The 14,892-nt window shown below is 61.1% G+C and carries 15 protein-coding genes; 4 read left to right on the forward strand and 11 right to left on the reverse strand.

What is annotated here, in order from left to right; translation table 11 throughout:
• Window positions 1–76 precede the first annotated feature (76 nt).
• Window positions 77–1,951, forward strand: a complete 1,875-nt coding sequence (locus tag ASD07_RS12530) for a glucokinase (RefSeq protein ID WP_055930214.1) — start codon at window positions 77–79, stop codon at window positions 1,949–1,951.
• A 75-nt stretch (window positions 1,952–2,026) separates the two neighbouring features.
• Here the strand turns inward: ASD07_RS12530 and ASD07_RS12535 are convergent, their stop codons facing one another.
• Both ASD07_RS12535 and ASD07_RS12540 read right to left on the reverse strand, forming a co-directional pair.
• Window positions 2,027–3,334 carry an FAD-binding oxidoreductase gene (locus ASD07_RS12535; RefSeq protein ID WP_055930217.1) on the reverse strand — a complete coding sequence of 436 codons (1,308 nt, stop codon included), beginning with the start codon at window positions 3,332–3,334 and terminating at the stop codon, window positions 2,027–2,029.
• Window position 3,335: 1 nt separating this feature from the next.
• Window positions 3,336–4,754 (reverse strand): homospermidine synthase, encoded by a 1,419-nt coding sequence (locus tag ASD07_RS12540; protein WP_055930220.1) that lies wholly within the window; start codon window positions 4,752–4,754, stop codon window positions 3,336–3,338.
• 145 nt (window positions 4,755–4,899) lie between these two features.
• Here ASD07_RS12540 and ASD07_RS12545 point away from each other — a divergent pair, with 145 nt between their 5' ends.
• Together ASD07_RS12545 and ASD07_RS12550 are read left to right on the forward strand one after the other, a co-directional pair.
• The gene (locus ASD07_RS12545; RefSeq protein WP_055930223.1) at window positions 4,900–5,424 is read left to right on the forward strand and encodes a PadR family transcriptional regulator; all 525 of its coding nucleotides are present in this window, start codon (window positions 4,900–4,902) and stop codon (window positions 5,422–5,424) included.
• A complete protein-coding gene (locus ASD07_RS12550; protein ID WP_055930226.1) occupies window positions 5,424–6,659 on the forward strand; it encodes an MFS transporter in 1,236 nt (411 codons plus the stop codon). The genes ASD07_RS12545 and ASD07_RS12550 overlap by 1 nt, the downstream gene beginning before the upstream one ends.
• Here ASD07_RS12550 and ASD07_RS12555 read toward each other — a convergent pair.
• From ASD07_RS12555 to ASD07_RS12565, 3 genes are read right to left on the reverse strand one after another with little or no spacing between them, the layout of a single operon-like run.
• On the reverse strand, window positions 6,637–7,257 hold the full coding sequence (locus ASD07_RS12555; RefSeq protein ID WP_055930230.1) for a hypothetical protein: 621 nt from the start codon (window positions 7,255–7,257) through the stop codon (window positions 6,637–6,639). The genes ASD07_RS12550 and ASD07_RS12555 overlap by 23 nt on opposite strands.
• Before the next feature lie 3 nt (window positions 7,258–7,260).
• A complete protein-coding gene (locus tag ASD07_RS12560) occupies window positions 7,261–7,890 on the reverse strand; it encodes a glutathione S-transferase family protein (RefSeq protein WP_055930232.1) in 630 nt (209 codons plus the stop codon).
• A gap of 3 nt (window positions 7,891–7,893) precedes the next feature.
• Complete coding sequence (locus tag ASD07_RS12565) at window positions 7,894–8,256, reverse strand: hypothetical protein (RefSeq protein ID WP_229207131.1); 363 nt, start codon at window positions 8,254–8,256, stop codon at window positions 7,894–7,896.
• A 245-nt stretch (window positions 8,257–8,501) separates the two neighbouring features.
• Between ASD07_RS12565 and ASD07_RS12570 the strand changes: the two genes are divergently transcribed.
• A complete protein-coding gene (locus ASD07_RS12570; RefSeq protein WP_156397984.1) occupies window positions 8,502–8,750 on the forward strand; it encodes a DUF6348 family protein in 249 nt (82 codons plus the stop codon).
• Window positions 8,751–8,828: 78 nt separating this feature from the next.
• Here ASD07_RS12570 and ASD07_RS31270 read toward each other — a convergent pair whose 3' ends face one another.
• The 6 genes from ASD07_RS31270 to ASD07_RS12605 all read right to left on the reverse strand — a co-directional run bounded on the left by ASD07_RS31270 (window position 8,829) and on the right by ASD07_RS12605 (window position 14,890).
• Window positions 8,829–9,434, reverse strand: a complete 606-nt coding sequence (locus ASD07_RS31270) for a PEP-CTERM sorting domain-containing protein (protein ID WP_055930239.1) — start codon at window positions 9,432–9,434, stop codon at window positions 8,829–8,831.
• A gap of 68 nt (window positions 9,435–9,502) precedes the next feature.
• Window positions 9,503–10,237, reverse strand: a complete 735-nt coding sequence (locus ASD07_RS31275; RefSeq protein ID WP_162246555.1) for a DUF6882 domain-containing protein — start codon at window positions 10,235–10,237, stop codon at window positions 9,503–9,505.
• A 397-nt stretch (window positions 10,238–10,634) separates the two neighbouring features.
• On the reverse strand, window positions 10,635–12,281 hold the full coding sequence (gene groL / locus ASD07_RS12590) for a chaperonin GroEL (RefSeq protein ID WP_055930248.1): 1,647 nt from the start codon (window positions 12,279–12,281) through the stop codon (window positions 10,635–10,637).
• Window positions 12,282–12,323: 42 nt separating this feature from the next.
• Window positions 12,324–12,614: a co-chaperone GroES gene (gene groES / locus ASD07_RS12595; RefSeq protein WP_028101749.1), complete on the reverse strand. Its 291-nt coding sequence runs from the start codon at window positions 12,612–12,614 to the stop codon at window positions 12,324–12,326.
• A gap of 245 nt (window positions 12,615–12,859) precedes the next feature.
• Window positions 12,860–13,672 carry a flocculation-associated PEP-CTERM protein PepA gene (pepA, locus tag ASD07_RS12600; protein WP_055930251.1) on the reverse strand — a complete coding sequence of 271 codons (813 nt, stop codon included), beginning with the start codon at window positions 13,670–13,672 and terminating at the stop codon, window positions 12,860–12,862.
• Window positions 13,673–13,996: 324 nt separating this feature from the next.
• Window positions 13,997–14,890: a ThiF family adenylyltransferase gene (locus ASD07_RS12605; RefSeq protein WP_055930254.1), complete on the reverse strand. Its 894-nt coding sequence runs from the start codon at window positions 14,888–14,890 to the stop codon at window positions 13,997–13,999.
• Window positions 14,891–14,892 lie beyond the last annotated feature (2 nt).

Here is a 14,892-nt window from a genome sequence, read left to right on the forward strand (position 1 = left end):
GGCCCCGTCTACGCACGGGGCCTTGTTTTTCGGGTATCCTCCCGCCTTTAAGGCATTATCTAATACTTAAAAGACAATGAAACAGATAGAGGCAGACCCAAAAGCTAACCGATCCGCTTTTGCGGACGGGCCCCGCCTGCTGGCTGACATCGGTGCCACCCACGCGCGCCTGGCGCTGCAAACCGCTCCCGGCGAGTTCCAGTCGGTGCGCGTGCTGCAGTGCGACGACTTCACCGGCATCGTTCCGCTGCTGCGCAACTACCTGGCGGACCACGGAGACGTCAGCCTCAACCACGGCGCGCTGGCGCTGGCCAACCCGGTGCATGGCGACTACATTCGCATGACCAACCGCGATTGGCAGTTCTCCACCGACGAAGTGCGGCGCGAACTGGGCCTGCATACCCTGCTGGTGGTGAACGACTTCACCGCGCTGGCAATGGCCATCCCGGGCTTCAAGGCGGACGATTTGATGCAGGTCGGCGGCGGCTCCCCGGCGCAGAACTCGGTGATCGGCGTGCTCGGTCCCGGCACTGGCCTGGGCTGCTCCGGCGTGATCCCGACCACCGACGGTTTCGTGACCTTGGGTTCCGAAGGCGGCCATACCAACTTTGCACCGGCCGACGAGCGCGAATACGCGATCCTGCAATACGCCTGGCAGACCTGGCCGCACGTTTCCAACGAACGCCTGATTTCCGGCCCGGGCATGGAAATCATCTACCGCGCCCTGGCGCGCCGCAACGGCCTGAGTGTGCGTGACCTGACGTCGCAGCAGATCATCGCCGGTGCACTGAAAGACCAGAACGAACTGTGCGTCGAAGTGCTGGAATGCTTCAGTGCCATGCTGGGCGGCGCCGCCGCCAACCTGGCCGTGACACTGGGCTCCTTCGGCGGCATCTTCATCGGCGGCGGCATTGTGCCGCGCATGGGCGAATGGTTCAGGGAATCGCCGTTCCGCAGCCGTTTTGAGGCCAAGGGGCGCTTCTCGTCCTACCTGGCCGACATCCCGACTTACGTCATCACCACGCCGAATCCAGCCTTTTACGGCGTTGCGACGATTTTGTCCGAGCACCTGCGCGGCCGCACCGGCGCCAATACGCTGATGGAGCGCGTGCAGTCGCTGAAGTCGGAACTGACGCCGGCCGAACAGCGCGTCGCGCAGCTGGTGATCGAGCAGCCGCGCCTGGTGCTCAACGAACCGATTGCCGATATCGCGCGCCTGGCGGAAGTATCGCAGCCGACCGTGATCCGCTTCTGCCGCTCGCTGGGCTTCCAGGGCCTGGCGGACTTCAAGCTGAAGTTCGCCTCCAGCCTGACCGGCGCTATTCCGGTGCGCCACAGCCAGGTGCGCGTCTCCGACAGCACGCACGACCTGAGCGCCAAGGTGATCGACAACACCGTTTCCGCGATCCTGAAATTCCGCGACCAGATGGACGTGCATTCGCTGGACCGCGCGATCGAATTGCTGTCCAAGGCCAAAAAGGTCGAGTTCTACGCCATGGGCAATTCGCGCGTGGTGGCGCTGGATGGCCAGCACAAGTTCTTCCGCTTCCGCATCCCGACCGCCGCCTACGGCGACTCGCACCTGTTCAAGCTGGCTTCCGAACTGCTGAAGCCGGGCGACGTGGTGATCGCGATCTCAAACTCCGGCAAGCTGCCGGAACTGGTGGAGGCCGTGGAATCGGCGCGCAATGCCGGCGCCGACGTCATCGCCATCACCAGCAGCCAGACGCCGCTGGCCAAGAAGGCCACGGTCTGCCTGGCGGTTGATCATACGGAAGACAGCAGCGCCTTCCTGTCGATGATTTCGCGCATCCTGCAACTGCTGCTGATCGACATCCTGTCGGTTGGCATCTCGCTGGACGAGCAGAATGCCGAACTGGTGCTCGAGCACAAAGCCAACGGCGTGGTGCAGGAAAGCCGCCGCCTGCAGATCTCCCACCTGGATAACTGATTAAAAGTCGGGGTCAGCTCCGGCAATCGGACAAACGCGCAGCGTTTGTCCGATTGCCGGAGCTGACCCCGACTTTCAAAACATATCCCGCATCTGGAAGTAGAGCATGCCCAATACCAGCGCCGGTGTACGCAGCAGCGTGCCGCCGGGGAAGGGGGCGTGCTTGACGCGCGCGAAGATGTCGAAGCGCTCCGCCTGTCCGGCAATCGCCTCCGCCACCAGCAGGCCTGCCATGCCGGTGAAGGCCAGGCCATGGCCTGAGAAGCCTTGCATGTAATAGATGTTGTGGCCGATCCGCCCCAGGTCCGGTGCGCGGTTCATGCTGATGTCGATGAAGCCGCCCCACGCGTAGTCGATGCCGACGTCGGACAGTTGGGGAAACACTGCCACCATGCGGCGCCGGATGCGTTCCACCAGGTTGGCAGGTGTCTTGGCGCTGTAGCTGTCGCCGGCTCCGAACAGCAGCCGGTGGTCGGCGCTGAAGCGGAAATAATCCAGCACGAAGTTGGTGTCGGATACGGCGCTGCGGCGCGGCAGAAGGCTTTCGGCGAATTCTTTGCTGAGCGCCTCGGTGGCGACAATGTAAGTCCCGACCGGCATGATGCGCGCGCTTACCTGCGGCACCAGGTTGCCATATTCCGCAAGATAGACATTCGCGCCCAGCACCACAAAGCGCGCCGCCACCTGCCCCTGCGCGGTGTGCACCAGTGCCGTGTCGCCGCGTTCCAGCAGGAAGACCGGCGAATCCTCGAACACGCGTACGCCTGCCGCCATTGCTGCGCGCCCGAGTCCGAGCGTGTATTTGAGCGGGTGGACATGCCCGCCGCCCATATCGGCAACGCCTGCGTGAAAGCGCGGGCTGTCGATCCAGCGGCCGATTTCGTGCGGCGATATCCAGTGGAGTGGATAACCGTAAGCCTTTTCCACATGCCGTCCCCACGCTTCCAAAGCGCGCATCTTGCTGGCCTTGACAGCGAGGCTCAGCGCACCGGGCTTGAAATCGCAATCGATGCTGTACTTGTCGATGCGCTTGCGCAGCAGTTGCACGCTTGCCACCGAGGCATCCCAGGCGCGGCGCGCATCGTCGCGCGGCAACTGGCGCTCGATCGCGCTCTCGCCATCGCTGCCGAAGCCCGGCAGTACCTGGCCACCATTGCGGCCCGATGCGCCCCAGCCCAAGCGCTGGGCTTCCAGCAGCACGACGGAATAGCCGCGTTCGCCCAGTTCCAGCGCGGCGGACAGGCCGGCCAGGCCGCCGCCGACCACGCAAACGTCGGCGCTGGTGCTGCCGGCCAATGGCGGCAGGGCAGCAGCACGCTGCACGCTGGCCTCATAGTAAGAGTTTTCGATAACGCCCAGCTCTTTGCGCAGCAGCGTGCCCATATCAGGTGACGCGGAAATTCAGGAACTGCCAGGGATCGTCCTGGTCGTGTGGCTCGTCGAACAAGCCGCTGCGTTCCTTGAGCGGCGTCCAGTCGCCGTATACGCCGACCAGTTCGCCCAGGTAGGGCGCGGCGATTTCCATGATGAGCTGGTCGTCGATATCGTCCGGCTCCACTACGCCGCAATCCGGGTGGCGCAGCGCCCACGCCATCCCGCCCAGGATGCCGGCCACCACTTGCAGCGAAGTAGCCGAGTTATGTGGCGCCAGCTTGCGCGCCTGCTCGATGCTCAGGCGCGAGCCGTACCAGTAGGTGCCTTTGGCGTTGCCCATCAGGAGCACGCCCAGTTCGTCCATGCCGCTTTGGATTTCCTCGCCGATGATGCGCTGCCGGCTTTGCTGCCGCCAGTTTTTACCAGCCATCTCGTGCAGCGACAGCACGGCGTCGTCGCATGGATGGTAGGCGTAGTGCACGGTGGGGCGGTAGACTACTTCATTGTTCTCACGCAGCGTCAGGTGGTCCGCAATTGAGATCGATTCGGCATGCGTGACCAGAAAGCCGTGGTAAGGGCCTTCCAGCGGGGTCCAACTGCGCACCCGTGTGGCGATGCCGGGCCGCTTCAGGTAAATGGCGGCGTCGCTGCCGTAGCCGTGGCGCGCCGCATCGGCCGGCCAGTGTTTTTCGTGGCTGCCCCAGCCCAGCTCCGCCGGTTGCAAGCCCTCGCTGACAAAGCCGTCCACCGACCAGGTGTTGACGAATTCGTCGCGCCCTTTGCGGCGGCTGGCGACTTGCGTATCGCGCTCGGCGATATGGATTACCTTGATCTCCAGTTTCTGCGCCAGCTTGGCCCAGTCTTCGTAGCAGGCGGGACGCTCCACTTCAAGGTGCTGGTCGCGCGCCATGTTCATCAGCGCCTGTTTCACCAGCACGGAAGCCAGGCCCGGGTTGGCGCCCTGCGTGACGACTGCCGTTGCGCCGTGGCGCTTGTCGAGGCGAAAGGCCAGCACAGCCTCGCGCAACGCGTAATTCGTACGGCGCGACAGCGACAGCTGCTCGTCGTCGTAAAACCCCTTCCAGGGCTCGGTGCAGGTGTCGAGATAAAGCACGCCGCGCCGCCAGCAGTAGCGGATCAGGTCCAGGCTCGATACGTCGACCGAGAGGTTGAGCAGGAAGTCGCCTTGCTCCAGCAGGGGATCGAGGATGCTCTCGAGATTCCCTTCCTGCAGCGGCGTGGCTTCATAGGTAATGCCATATTCCTCGGCGATCCCGCTCTTGTCCGGGCCGCGCGACACCACCGTGACGCGCGCAGGCTCGAGCTCAAAGTGACGTAACAGCAGCGGCACCACCGCCTGGCCAACGCTGCCGAATCCGAGCATGACCAGGCGCCCCGGTAATGTGCCGTATTTTTTATGCGTATCCATCCAACCTCCCGTATGTGAGCCCATTGTGTGGCGCACGCTGCTTGCCTTCCATGCGGGATTTAACATTCCAGGCTTCTTGCATTTTGCAAAAAATAAGTTAAGATATGTCTTATTACGATATATCTTAACTATTCAGGAGAAAGCGATGTTCCATTTCTTCCGTGGCCACCATCGGCTGCATCATGAGCACCACCATCACCAGCGCGGCGGCGGCCGCGGTCCCAAGATGTTCGATGCAGGCGCCATGCGCTACGTGGTGCTGCAGCTGATTGCCGACAAGCCGCGCCATGGCTACGAGATCATCAAGGAGCTGGAAGCGCTGACCGGCGGCAGCTATTCGCCCAGCCCGGGCGCGATTTACCCGCTGCTGTCGATGATGGCCGACATGGGCCATGTCGACATCGTCAAGGACGGCAACAAGAAGCTGTATTCGGTGCTGCCGGAAGGGCAGCAGTTCCTCGATGAGAACCGCAATATGGTGGATGCCTACATGGCGCGCCTGGTCGAGAACGCGCGCGGCGAGGACGGTGGCGATCTGCGCACCCTGATGCACGCGCTGAAAGACGCGGTGATCACCCGCGGCCGCGGACCGCGTACCAGCCGCGAGCACGTCGACGCAATTCGCGCTATCCTCAAGCGCGCCATCAACGACATTAACCAACTTAGCTGATGACCCAGAAACTCACTCCTCAACGCGAACGCACGGTGCTCTGGCTGCTGGCGTTCATCCAATTCACCGTCATCATGGACTTCATGGTCATGATGCCGCTCGCGCCGCAGCTGATGAAGGCGTTCGCCATCTCGGCGGCCCAGGTTTCCGGCGCCGTGTCGGCCTACGCGTGGTGCGCCGGGCTTTCCGGCTTGCTGGCGGCAACCTATGCCGACCGTTTTGACCGCAAGAAGCTGCAGCTGGTGGTGTTCATGCTGTTCAACCTGTCGAACCTGGCCTGCGCGCTGGCGCCGAACTTCCACGTGCTGGTACTGTCGCGCGCCTTTGCCGGCATGACCGGCGGCGTGCTCGGTGCGATCAGCATGTCCGTCATCGCCGACCTGATTCCGCAGGAACGCCGCGGCGCCGCCACCGGTGTCGTGATGACTTCCTTCAGCATGGCCGCGATTGCGGGTGTGCCGGTCGGCGTGATGCTCGGCGCGCACTTCGGCTGGCAGTCGCCGTTCTACCTGCTGGTCGTGCTGTCGATGATCGTATGGGTAGCCGCTGCGCGCACGCTGCCATCGATGACTGCGCACCTGGCGAACGCACCGGTGCCGCTGGCACGCGTGCTGCCCGAGCTGTTTGGCTTGTTTACGGTAGGCGCCCACTTACGCGGCTTCCTGCTGTGCTTTGTGGTCACGGTCAGCGGCATGATGGTGATCCCCTTCATTTCGCCCATGCTGGTCGGCAACCTCGGCATCGAGCCGGCGCAGATCAGCTACGTCTACCTGTGCGGCGGCATTGCAACCCTGTTCAGCTCACGCCTGATTGGCGGCTGGTCGGACAAGGCCGGCAAGCAGCGCGTGTTTCGCTGGATGGCGCTGTTCTCCATCGCGCCAACGCTGTTCATGACCCACATGCCGCAAATCCCGCTGCTGGCGATCATGCTGTTCTTCCCGTTCTTCATGGTGGCGATGTCCGGCCGTTTCGTGCCGCTGCAGGCGCTATTGACCACCATCCCCGAGCCGCAGCGGCGCGGCGCCTTCCTGAGCGCGAATGCGGCGGTACAGCAGATGGGAACGGGGATTGGCGCGTTTGCCGGCGGCCTGCTGGTGCATACCGATGCGGCGGGCCACGTGCTTGGCTATGGAACCATCGGCCTCATAGCGTCGGCGCTGTTGTTCTTCTCGGTGTGGTGGGTGGGGCGAGTGCAGGGCGCACCCGCGCCGCTTACTGCGCGTTCCCCTGCCTGACCACCAGGTCCAGCAGGCGCTGGCCTTGCTCGAGGACGGGCTTGGCCAGTTCGTCGCGCACGATGTCGCTGAAGAAGCCGTCGGTGACGCGGTTGCCATCCTGCGACAGGAAAGTAAAGCGCAACTGGCCCGCGCCGGGCGCATATACCGGCTTTTGCCGGGAGGCCTTGATAAAGGCCGGAATGGCGCTTGCCACCAGCGCTTTCGCCTGCGCCGCCACATCGGCCGGCGCACCTTCGAATACTGCGGTGCGGCCGGTCTGGTTGATGTAGCGCACGCGCCCGTCGGCGTAGGCGGCCAGGGTGTCCATGCTGCCGTCCAGCGGCACTTCGATGATTACGCCAAGTACTTCCGCTGCGGCAGGCACATGGCCGCTGGCGCGCAGCCATTGTGCTGCCAGCAGGCGCACGCGCGATTCTTCGTTGGGGTCTTGCGCGATGGCTTGCACCACCCGTGCATCGGGAGCTTCGCCAAAGAGCTGGCCGACATCGTCGGCGAACAGCATCTTATGCACGGTATTCAAATCTTCCGTGCCGTAAGGCGCATCAGCGCGGGTTTTCGATTTGGCGCTGAACGCCGCAAACAACTTCTTGAACATCTTTTACCATCCAGTGAGTGCTTCGACTTGCGTAATGTGGCGCCAGCTTGGGCGGGCGCGCATCATGTCGGCATATTTTTGCATTGCCGGCCAGGCAGTTGCAGGACGCGCCATATTACGCGACCAGCGCATATACATGGTCAGCATCAGGTCCGCGCCGGAGAACGATTCGCCCAGCAGGTAAGGGCCGTTATCGGCCAGGCGGGCATCCAGCATCGCCCACGTTGATTCGATGCGTTGCTGGATGGCGCTGCGCAGCGCGCCGTCTTCTTTCGTGCCGGCGAGGTCGGCCGGGTAGAACCACAGGCGGAAATTATTGCCAAGGCTGTTTGCCAGCATCATGATCAATTCATACCATTCGGCGCGCGCCAGCGAAGCGGCGGGCGGCGCCAGGTTCGATTGCGGGTGGCGTTCGGCAAGCATCATCATGAGGGCAGCCGATTCGGTGAAGGGCTTGCCGTCGATGATGAGGGCAGGGACCTTGCCCTGCGGGTTGATGCGCAGGTATTCCGGACTGCGCTGCTGGCCCGCTTCGATGTCGACTTCCACCAGTTGGTAAGGCGCGCCGATCTCTTTCAGGGCCGCGTGGATCGCAAGGCTCGCCGTGCCGCGGCCGTAGTAGAGGGTGTACATGGACTATTCCTTCAAGCCTTTACGCCATTGATCGAGCGACATCAGCTCGCCGCTGACATCATCTTCCACGAGGATTTCGCCGTTCACGTGCGAGACCAGGAAGCTGGCCACAGCTTGCGCCATGTCGTCGCCGTTTTCCACGAAAATGAGCTGGTAGTAGGGGCTGCCTTTCACATCGCGCGGCGCCGGATCGGTTTCAAGCAGCGCGCCATGCCGCTCGCCGCCGCTGCGTTTTTCGATGGCATCGGCCAGCTGTTTCAATTCTGGCAGCGCCATCAGCTTTTCCACCGCCTGGTCGCGGCTTACGTTCGCTTTCGCCGCTTGCACGGAGGCGGCCGCGGCGACCACCGTCGACGTTGCTGTCATATTGGGCTTGTGATTGCTTGCGTACCAGGCGCCGACAGCGGCAACAAGAAGACCGGCAACGCTACCGGCGATAGCAGATTTACGGGAAGAAGACATATGTTGCGCATCCCTGCGGTGAAAGTGCGCCAATACTAACAGATCTGAATCCCAATTTTGGAGGCGGCGCGTGGGAAATGCCGCAGCCCTCGGAGGATGGCGCCCCTGGCTTACTGCGCAAAGTGTTCATGGGGCCATACGCGCACCACATGACAGCAGCCGCCTCTGCCGGAGAGGAGTGCGGCGACCACGATTCCTGCCCCTGCTGCCCGTTCACGAATTCGATTGATGCCTTCAGCGAGCAGCTTGCAGCGCAGGCATTCTTCGGCATCCGTTTATACGCGTGCAGGGATGATAATGGCATGCTCGCTGCCGATTGCCGGGTCAACGGCGAAGACTTTCCTGCGGGCGCCGAACTTCTGAGGGCGGTGATCCGCAACGCACAGCTGACTCAATGAATTGATGAGCCGGCAGGCAGAGTAAAAAAGCCTGCGAGGCGTGAACCTGGCAGGCTTCCGAGTACGGAGAGTGGACGCTTACTGCTTGCGGCGGCGCAGGGTTAAACCCATCATGCCCAGGCCGAGCAGCAGCGAGGCGATAGTTGCCGGCTCCGGTACGGCGGCCGTCAGCGAGACGTTATCGAGCGAACCGCCGATGCTGTCGCTGATGCCGGAAGCCTTGAAACTCAGGTTCGACAGGCTGCCAACGGCAAACATCGACAACTCAATCTTGAACCAGTTGGTCTTGGAGGTGAAGTTGTCCTGCTCGACGTGCTTCAGCAGGTTGCCGTTCCACAGGACGTCAATGCCGTTGGTGGCAGCCGAGGTATTTTCACGCGGGGCATAGAAAAAGGACAGGTTGTACTCGCCGCCAGCAATGGTGTCGATGGTCTGGCTGATCCAGCTATTGCCCGTGGAATCCAGCTCCAGGAAGTTGCCGCCGTCCTGCGCTGTGCCGGCCACGTTATTGCGTACTTCAACGCCCTTCGAACCTACACTCCATCCATCGAGCCCGGATTTGATGGTCCAGGAACCAGCGGCTATCGGGTTCTTTTCAAAGCTGCCATTGGTGATCAGGTCGATCGGGCCGGCGTAGGCGGAGCCTGCAGCGAAAAACAGGAAGGCGGTCAGAAGTTTCTTCATCTTGTCGAAATTAAATGAACGTTGCGCAAAAGTTATTGTGATTGTAGCACGGTTGAGTGCAGGCTTGCTCACTCGCGCCGTTTTACCGACATAACGACCATGTGGTGATAGCCGCCATCTGTTTTGATCGCGAAGCACCCTATGCCGCGCAATACGTCTGCGGCCACGACAGTCATGTCCTTCGCATCCTGATGATCGGCTCTCCATGTCGGGACAGTGAGGCGGGGATAAGCGCGCTGTTCGCCAAAGTCGCGAACGGCAGCGATGCGGGAGCGAACTGGCTCCAGCAGGTCGAAGTTCGCCCAGGACCACGTCCAGGTATTGCTGTCGGTTGAATGGGTGCCGACGAATTCGACGTCGGCCACAATCTGCAAGTGATCGCCGTGAATGAAAACCAGTTGCGCGCTTCGCTGGTAACAGTCCCAGACCGGATAATTCCGGAGGCCGAAGACATCGGTCATGGCTCCTGGCTGGGCCCATTCGGCTTTGCGCAAGGTCTCCAGGTAGTGAGTCCATTCAGCCTGCCTGGCGTCGTCCAGGCAGGTGATGCTTTGCGCCATGGCGCCTTCATAGCAATGCCCGCAAATTACATCGATCTCGACTTCACCTTCGTTCATGGCGTTCCATCCGCCTTCACGCTCATATACCTCATTACATACCGCACACCAGGCGTCGCGCCAGGCGGCATCTTTTTCAGGATAGCCGCAATGCCATTTTTGAGCCGGATTCCCGATCAAATGGCTGCAAACGTAAACGAAGCCGCTTTCGCCGTGAGCGGGGCAGATAATGGTTGCGATTGTCATGGTGGCGAGTCTATCAGCGAACTTTTTTGCGTCCTTACCTCACCATCTGCTGGCGGTTGAACAAGGGATGAGTCGCCACGATGCGCGTGTTGAGCATGGTCAGGATGTGGAGTTGGTAATGATTGCGTGCATCCGCTGGATGGCAAGAGCCTTCCATGCGTCAGTGGTGCGGTCTCGGACATCATTGTCGATTGCGGAAACGTATGCAATGGTTGCGATTGTCATGGCAAAGGCAGTGGCCAGATACGGCCAGCGCCCCAAGTGCCCACAAGCCCAACTGGGAGACTCGCGATCAGAGGTACAAGAACAGGAAATGAAAAAAGCCCACCCGCACAGAGCGCGGGCTGGGCCGCGTTCTGGCAAGTGGGCTTTTTTGTGAGCTCGGTGAGCCGGCTGATTACATCATGCCGTCCATGCCACCCATGCCGCCCATGCCACCCATACCGCCCATGCCGCCGGCTGGCTTGTCTTCCGTGACTTCAGCAACCATGCAGTCGGTGGTCAGCATCAGGCCAGCGATGGACGCTGCGTTCTGCAGTGCGGAACGAGTTACCTTGGCTGGGTCCAGGACGCCCATTTCAACCATGTCGCCGTAGGTGCCGTTGGCAGCGTTGTAGCCGTAGTTGCCGGAACCAGCCAGCACTGCGTTTACAACCACCGAAGCTTCTTCGCCGGCGTTGGTGACGATCATGCGCAGTGGCTCTTCCATTGCGCGCAGGACGATCTTGATACCTGCTTCCTGGTCGGCGTTGTCGCCTTTCACGTTCAGGTTGGCGCGGGCACGCAGCAGGGCTACGCCGCCGCCTGGAACAATGCCTTCTTCCACAGCTGCGCGGGTTGCGTGCAGTGCGTCTTCAACGCGTGCCTTCTTCTCTTTCATTTCGACTTCGGTGGCTGCGCCAACCTTGATCACGGCAACACCGCCGGCCAGCTTGGCCACGCGCTCTTGCAGTTTTTCGCGGTCGTAGTCGGAGGTCGCGCCTTCGATCTGGGTGCGGATCTGTGCCACGCGGCCTTCGATCGCGGAGGCTTCGCCTGCGCCGTCGATGACGATGGTGTTTTCCTTGCCCACTTCGATACGCTTGGCTTGGCCCAGTTCTGCCAGGGTGGCTTTTTCCAGGGTCAGGCCGACTTCTTCAGCAACAACCTGGCCGCCGGTCAGGATGGCGATGTCTTCCAGCATTGCCTTGCGACGGTCGCCGAAGCCAGGAGCTTTCACTGCGCAGGTCTTCAGGATGCCGCGGATGTTGTTGACCACCAGGGTCGCCAGTGCTTCGCCTTCGATGTCTTCAGCGATGATCAGCAGTGGACGGCCGGCTTTCGCTACTTGCTCCAGTACCGGCAGCAGGTCGCGGATGTTGGCGATCTTCTTGTCGCACAGCAGAACGAATGGGTTCTCCAGTACGGCAACTTGCTTCTCTTGGTTATTGATGAAGTATGGGGACAGGTAGCCGCGGTCGAACTGCATGCCTTCCACGATGTCCAGCTCGTCGTGCAGGGACTTGCCGTCTTCCACGGTGATGACGCCTTCCTTGCCCACTTTTTCCATCGCTTCAGCGATACGGTCGCCGATCGAGGTTTCGGAGTTGGCGGAGATCGCGCCAACCTGGGCGATTTCCTTGGAGGTGGTGGTTGGCTTGGACATGGACTTCAGCTGTTCGACGGTGGCAGCAACTGCCTTGTCGATGCCGCGCTTCAGGTCCATTGGGTTCATGCCGGCGGCAACGTATTTCATGCCTTCGCGCACGATGGCCTGGGCCAGCACGGTTGCGGTGGTGGTACCGTCACCGGCGTTGTCGGAGGTCTTGGAAGCAACTTCCTTGACCATCTGCGCGCCCATGTTCATCAGCTTGTCTTTCAGTTCGATCTCTTTAGCGACCGACACGCCGTCCTTGGTGACGGTCGGGGCGCCGAAGGAGCGCTCCAGCACCACGTTGCGGCCTTTAGGGCCCAGGGTGACTTTAACTGCGTTGGCGAGGATGTTCACGCCTTCGACCATCTTGGCACGGGCGGAATCGCCGAAAATGACTTCTTTAGCTGCCATGTTTGTTTTCTCCTGAATTCTGTCTATCTAGGGGGGCTGTGATTACTTCTGTACCACGGCCATGATGTCTTCTTCGCGCATTACCAGCAGTTCCTGGCCGTCAACTTTAACGGCTTGGCCGGCGTATTTGCCGAACAGAACGCGGTCGCCCACTTTCACTTCCAGAGCACGCACGGTGCCGTTGTCAGCAACTTTGCCGTTGCCAACTGCCAGCACTTCACCCTGGTCTGGTTTCTCAGCAGCTGCATCAGGGATGATCAGGCCGGACGCGGTCTTGGTTTCCTGGTCCAGGCGTTTGACGATGACGCGGTCATGCAAAGGGCGAAGGTTCATACAAAACTCCTTTTACTCGGTTTATTGACAGTTGTTAGCACTCTCGGCTAACGAGTGCCAACAATTATAGGGACGACACTTTCCCTTTTCAAGGGAATTTCTTTGCGTTTGATCAAGCGTTGAATTGATGGCAATCATGCCAAGGAGGCAATGTCGTGGCGCGCGAGGGGCGGAGAGGGGGCAAAAGCGGGGGCTGGAAATGAAAATGGGACCGTTGCCGGTCCCATTTTCGTCATGCGTGGAGATTAACGCTGTTTGCGGCGATACACGCCAGCCATGCCGAGCAGGCCGATGCCGAGCAGGCCCAGCACGCCCGGTTCAGGGACGGGGGCGACGAAATCGAGGATGCCGCCTTCCTGGGTGATGGCAATGTCGAGGGCGTTGGTGCAGTCGACGGTATCGCAATCGACGCCTTGCGTGGTGTTGTTGAACGCCGCAAACGATGCGCTGTAGAACGGATCAGGGTCAAAGAAGTAGTCCTTGCCTTCCGCGGTCAGGAACCAGCTCATGGTGACGTTCTGGAACACGCCGCCGAGGTTGTCGATGCCGCCCACGCCGTTGTAGGCGAAGTCGGACCAGGCCAGCTGGGTTTGTGCGCCGGCGAAGTTCACCGAAGGATCGGTGCCGACCACCGCCTGGTTATAGGTATTGTCGTTGCCGACATCGGCCCACAGCTGCAGCGACAGGGCGGTCGGGGTGCAGGATACGCCCGGGCCAAGAATCCCGCTGCAAGTGAAGTCCTGGTGGAAGGTGGCGTACAAGCCGTAGTCGAAGTTGACGCGGGTATCGGCGGTCGAGACATTGTTCGAATTCAGGGAAAAGCCGCTGAAGACGATGTAGCCGTTGGACACGTAGTTGTTGCCCACGCCCGTATAGGCGACGCGCGCAGACGAAACGCCGTTGAGGGCGTCGGCCGTGAAGATATTGCCAGCAGGTGCCAGTCCGGTTGGGTTCACCTGGAAAGAAGGTGCAGCGGCTGCGCTGCCGGTCGCCAGCGCGCCAAACGCAAGCAGCATGCTGGCGGCGAGGCCGCGAACGCTAGGTGTGAGAATCTTCATTACATTTCTCCGTTGAGAGGATAGAGCACCAGTTTTGGGATGACTGAGCATTAAATTTGATCAGGCCATGATCCTTATCCAAGCAATCCGTATGCCACATTTAAAATACCGCCAAAAAACAAACGCTTAGTATTAACTTTCAAACCATGTTGTTTGCGTTGCTCGGCCCGTTCTGTAAAATATTCCGACATGTAGCTTCTCAAAATTAAGTAGCAAATTCAACGACTTGGGCGATATATTTGGTGAGCATTCGCATGGTTTGATATTTTGTGTGACTTTTTATGCCGCGGGCAGCGTGAGTATTAATTTAAAATTAATCCATATTTATTTTGATTGCTCAGCCAGCATTGCCGAGAATTTGCGCTTGGCTAATTGGATCGCCAGCCAGTTCAAGGGGTGGCGATTGCCGCCCGGGCGCCAGGTATGGACGAACTTGTCGCGATAGGCGTCGTACTGGAAGCCATGCGGTGCGGCCAGCAGCTTGCCGCGCTTGAGCATCATCTTGATGGCCTGGGTGGCCGCCACGCCTGAGCACAGCTGGCAGGCCATCGAGGTCGAGGCGCCGCGCCGTTCCGCCAGGTTGATACCGCCGGGTACCAGGTAGCTGCGGTGCAGGGCGGCCGGCGCCAGTCCGACCAGGAAGCGGATTGCCATATCGAGCTCCGGCAAGTCGCCCCAGCCGAAGTATTCTTCGAAGCTCATCCCGCCGGGCACGAAGTTCAGGCCGGCCACGCTCATGCCCAGCGGCGCCGCACAGGTGGCCGGCACGCCCAGCGCCTCGCACATGGCATAGGTCTGCTTGCGCGCCTCGAAGGCGAAAAAGTCCAGCCCGTCGACGTACACGTCGGCACCCTGCAGGAAGTCGCGCAGGTTGCCCTGGTTGACCCCTTGCGGGAAGGTGCGGATCTTCACTTCGGGGTTGATGTCGCGCGCCATGCGCGCCATCACGTCAACCTTGGGCTGGCCCAGCGTCGACATGAAGGCGCCGGCCTGGCGGTTGAAGTTGGGGATGTCGAAGGTATCGAAGTCGGCCAGGTGGAAAGCGCCCACGCCCATGCGCGCCAGCGTCAGCAGGTGCACGCCGCCCACGCCGCCGGCGCCGGCAATCGCCACGCATTTGTTGCGCAGCGCTTCCTGCTCTGCCCCGGTAACCCAGCCGATATTGCGCGAGAACGCTTGCGCATAGTCGAAGCGGCGTTCGGTGTTGGATTCAGCCATGG

The sequence above is a fragment of the Duganella sp. Root336D2 genome (genome assembly GCF_001425005.1).
Lineage (GTDB): Bacteria > Pseudomonadota > Gammaproteobacteria > Burkholderiales > Burkholderiaceae_D > Rugamonas.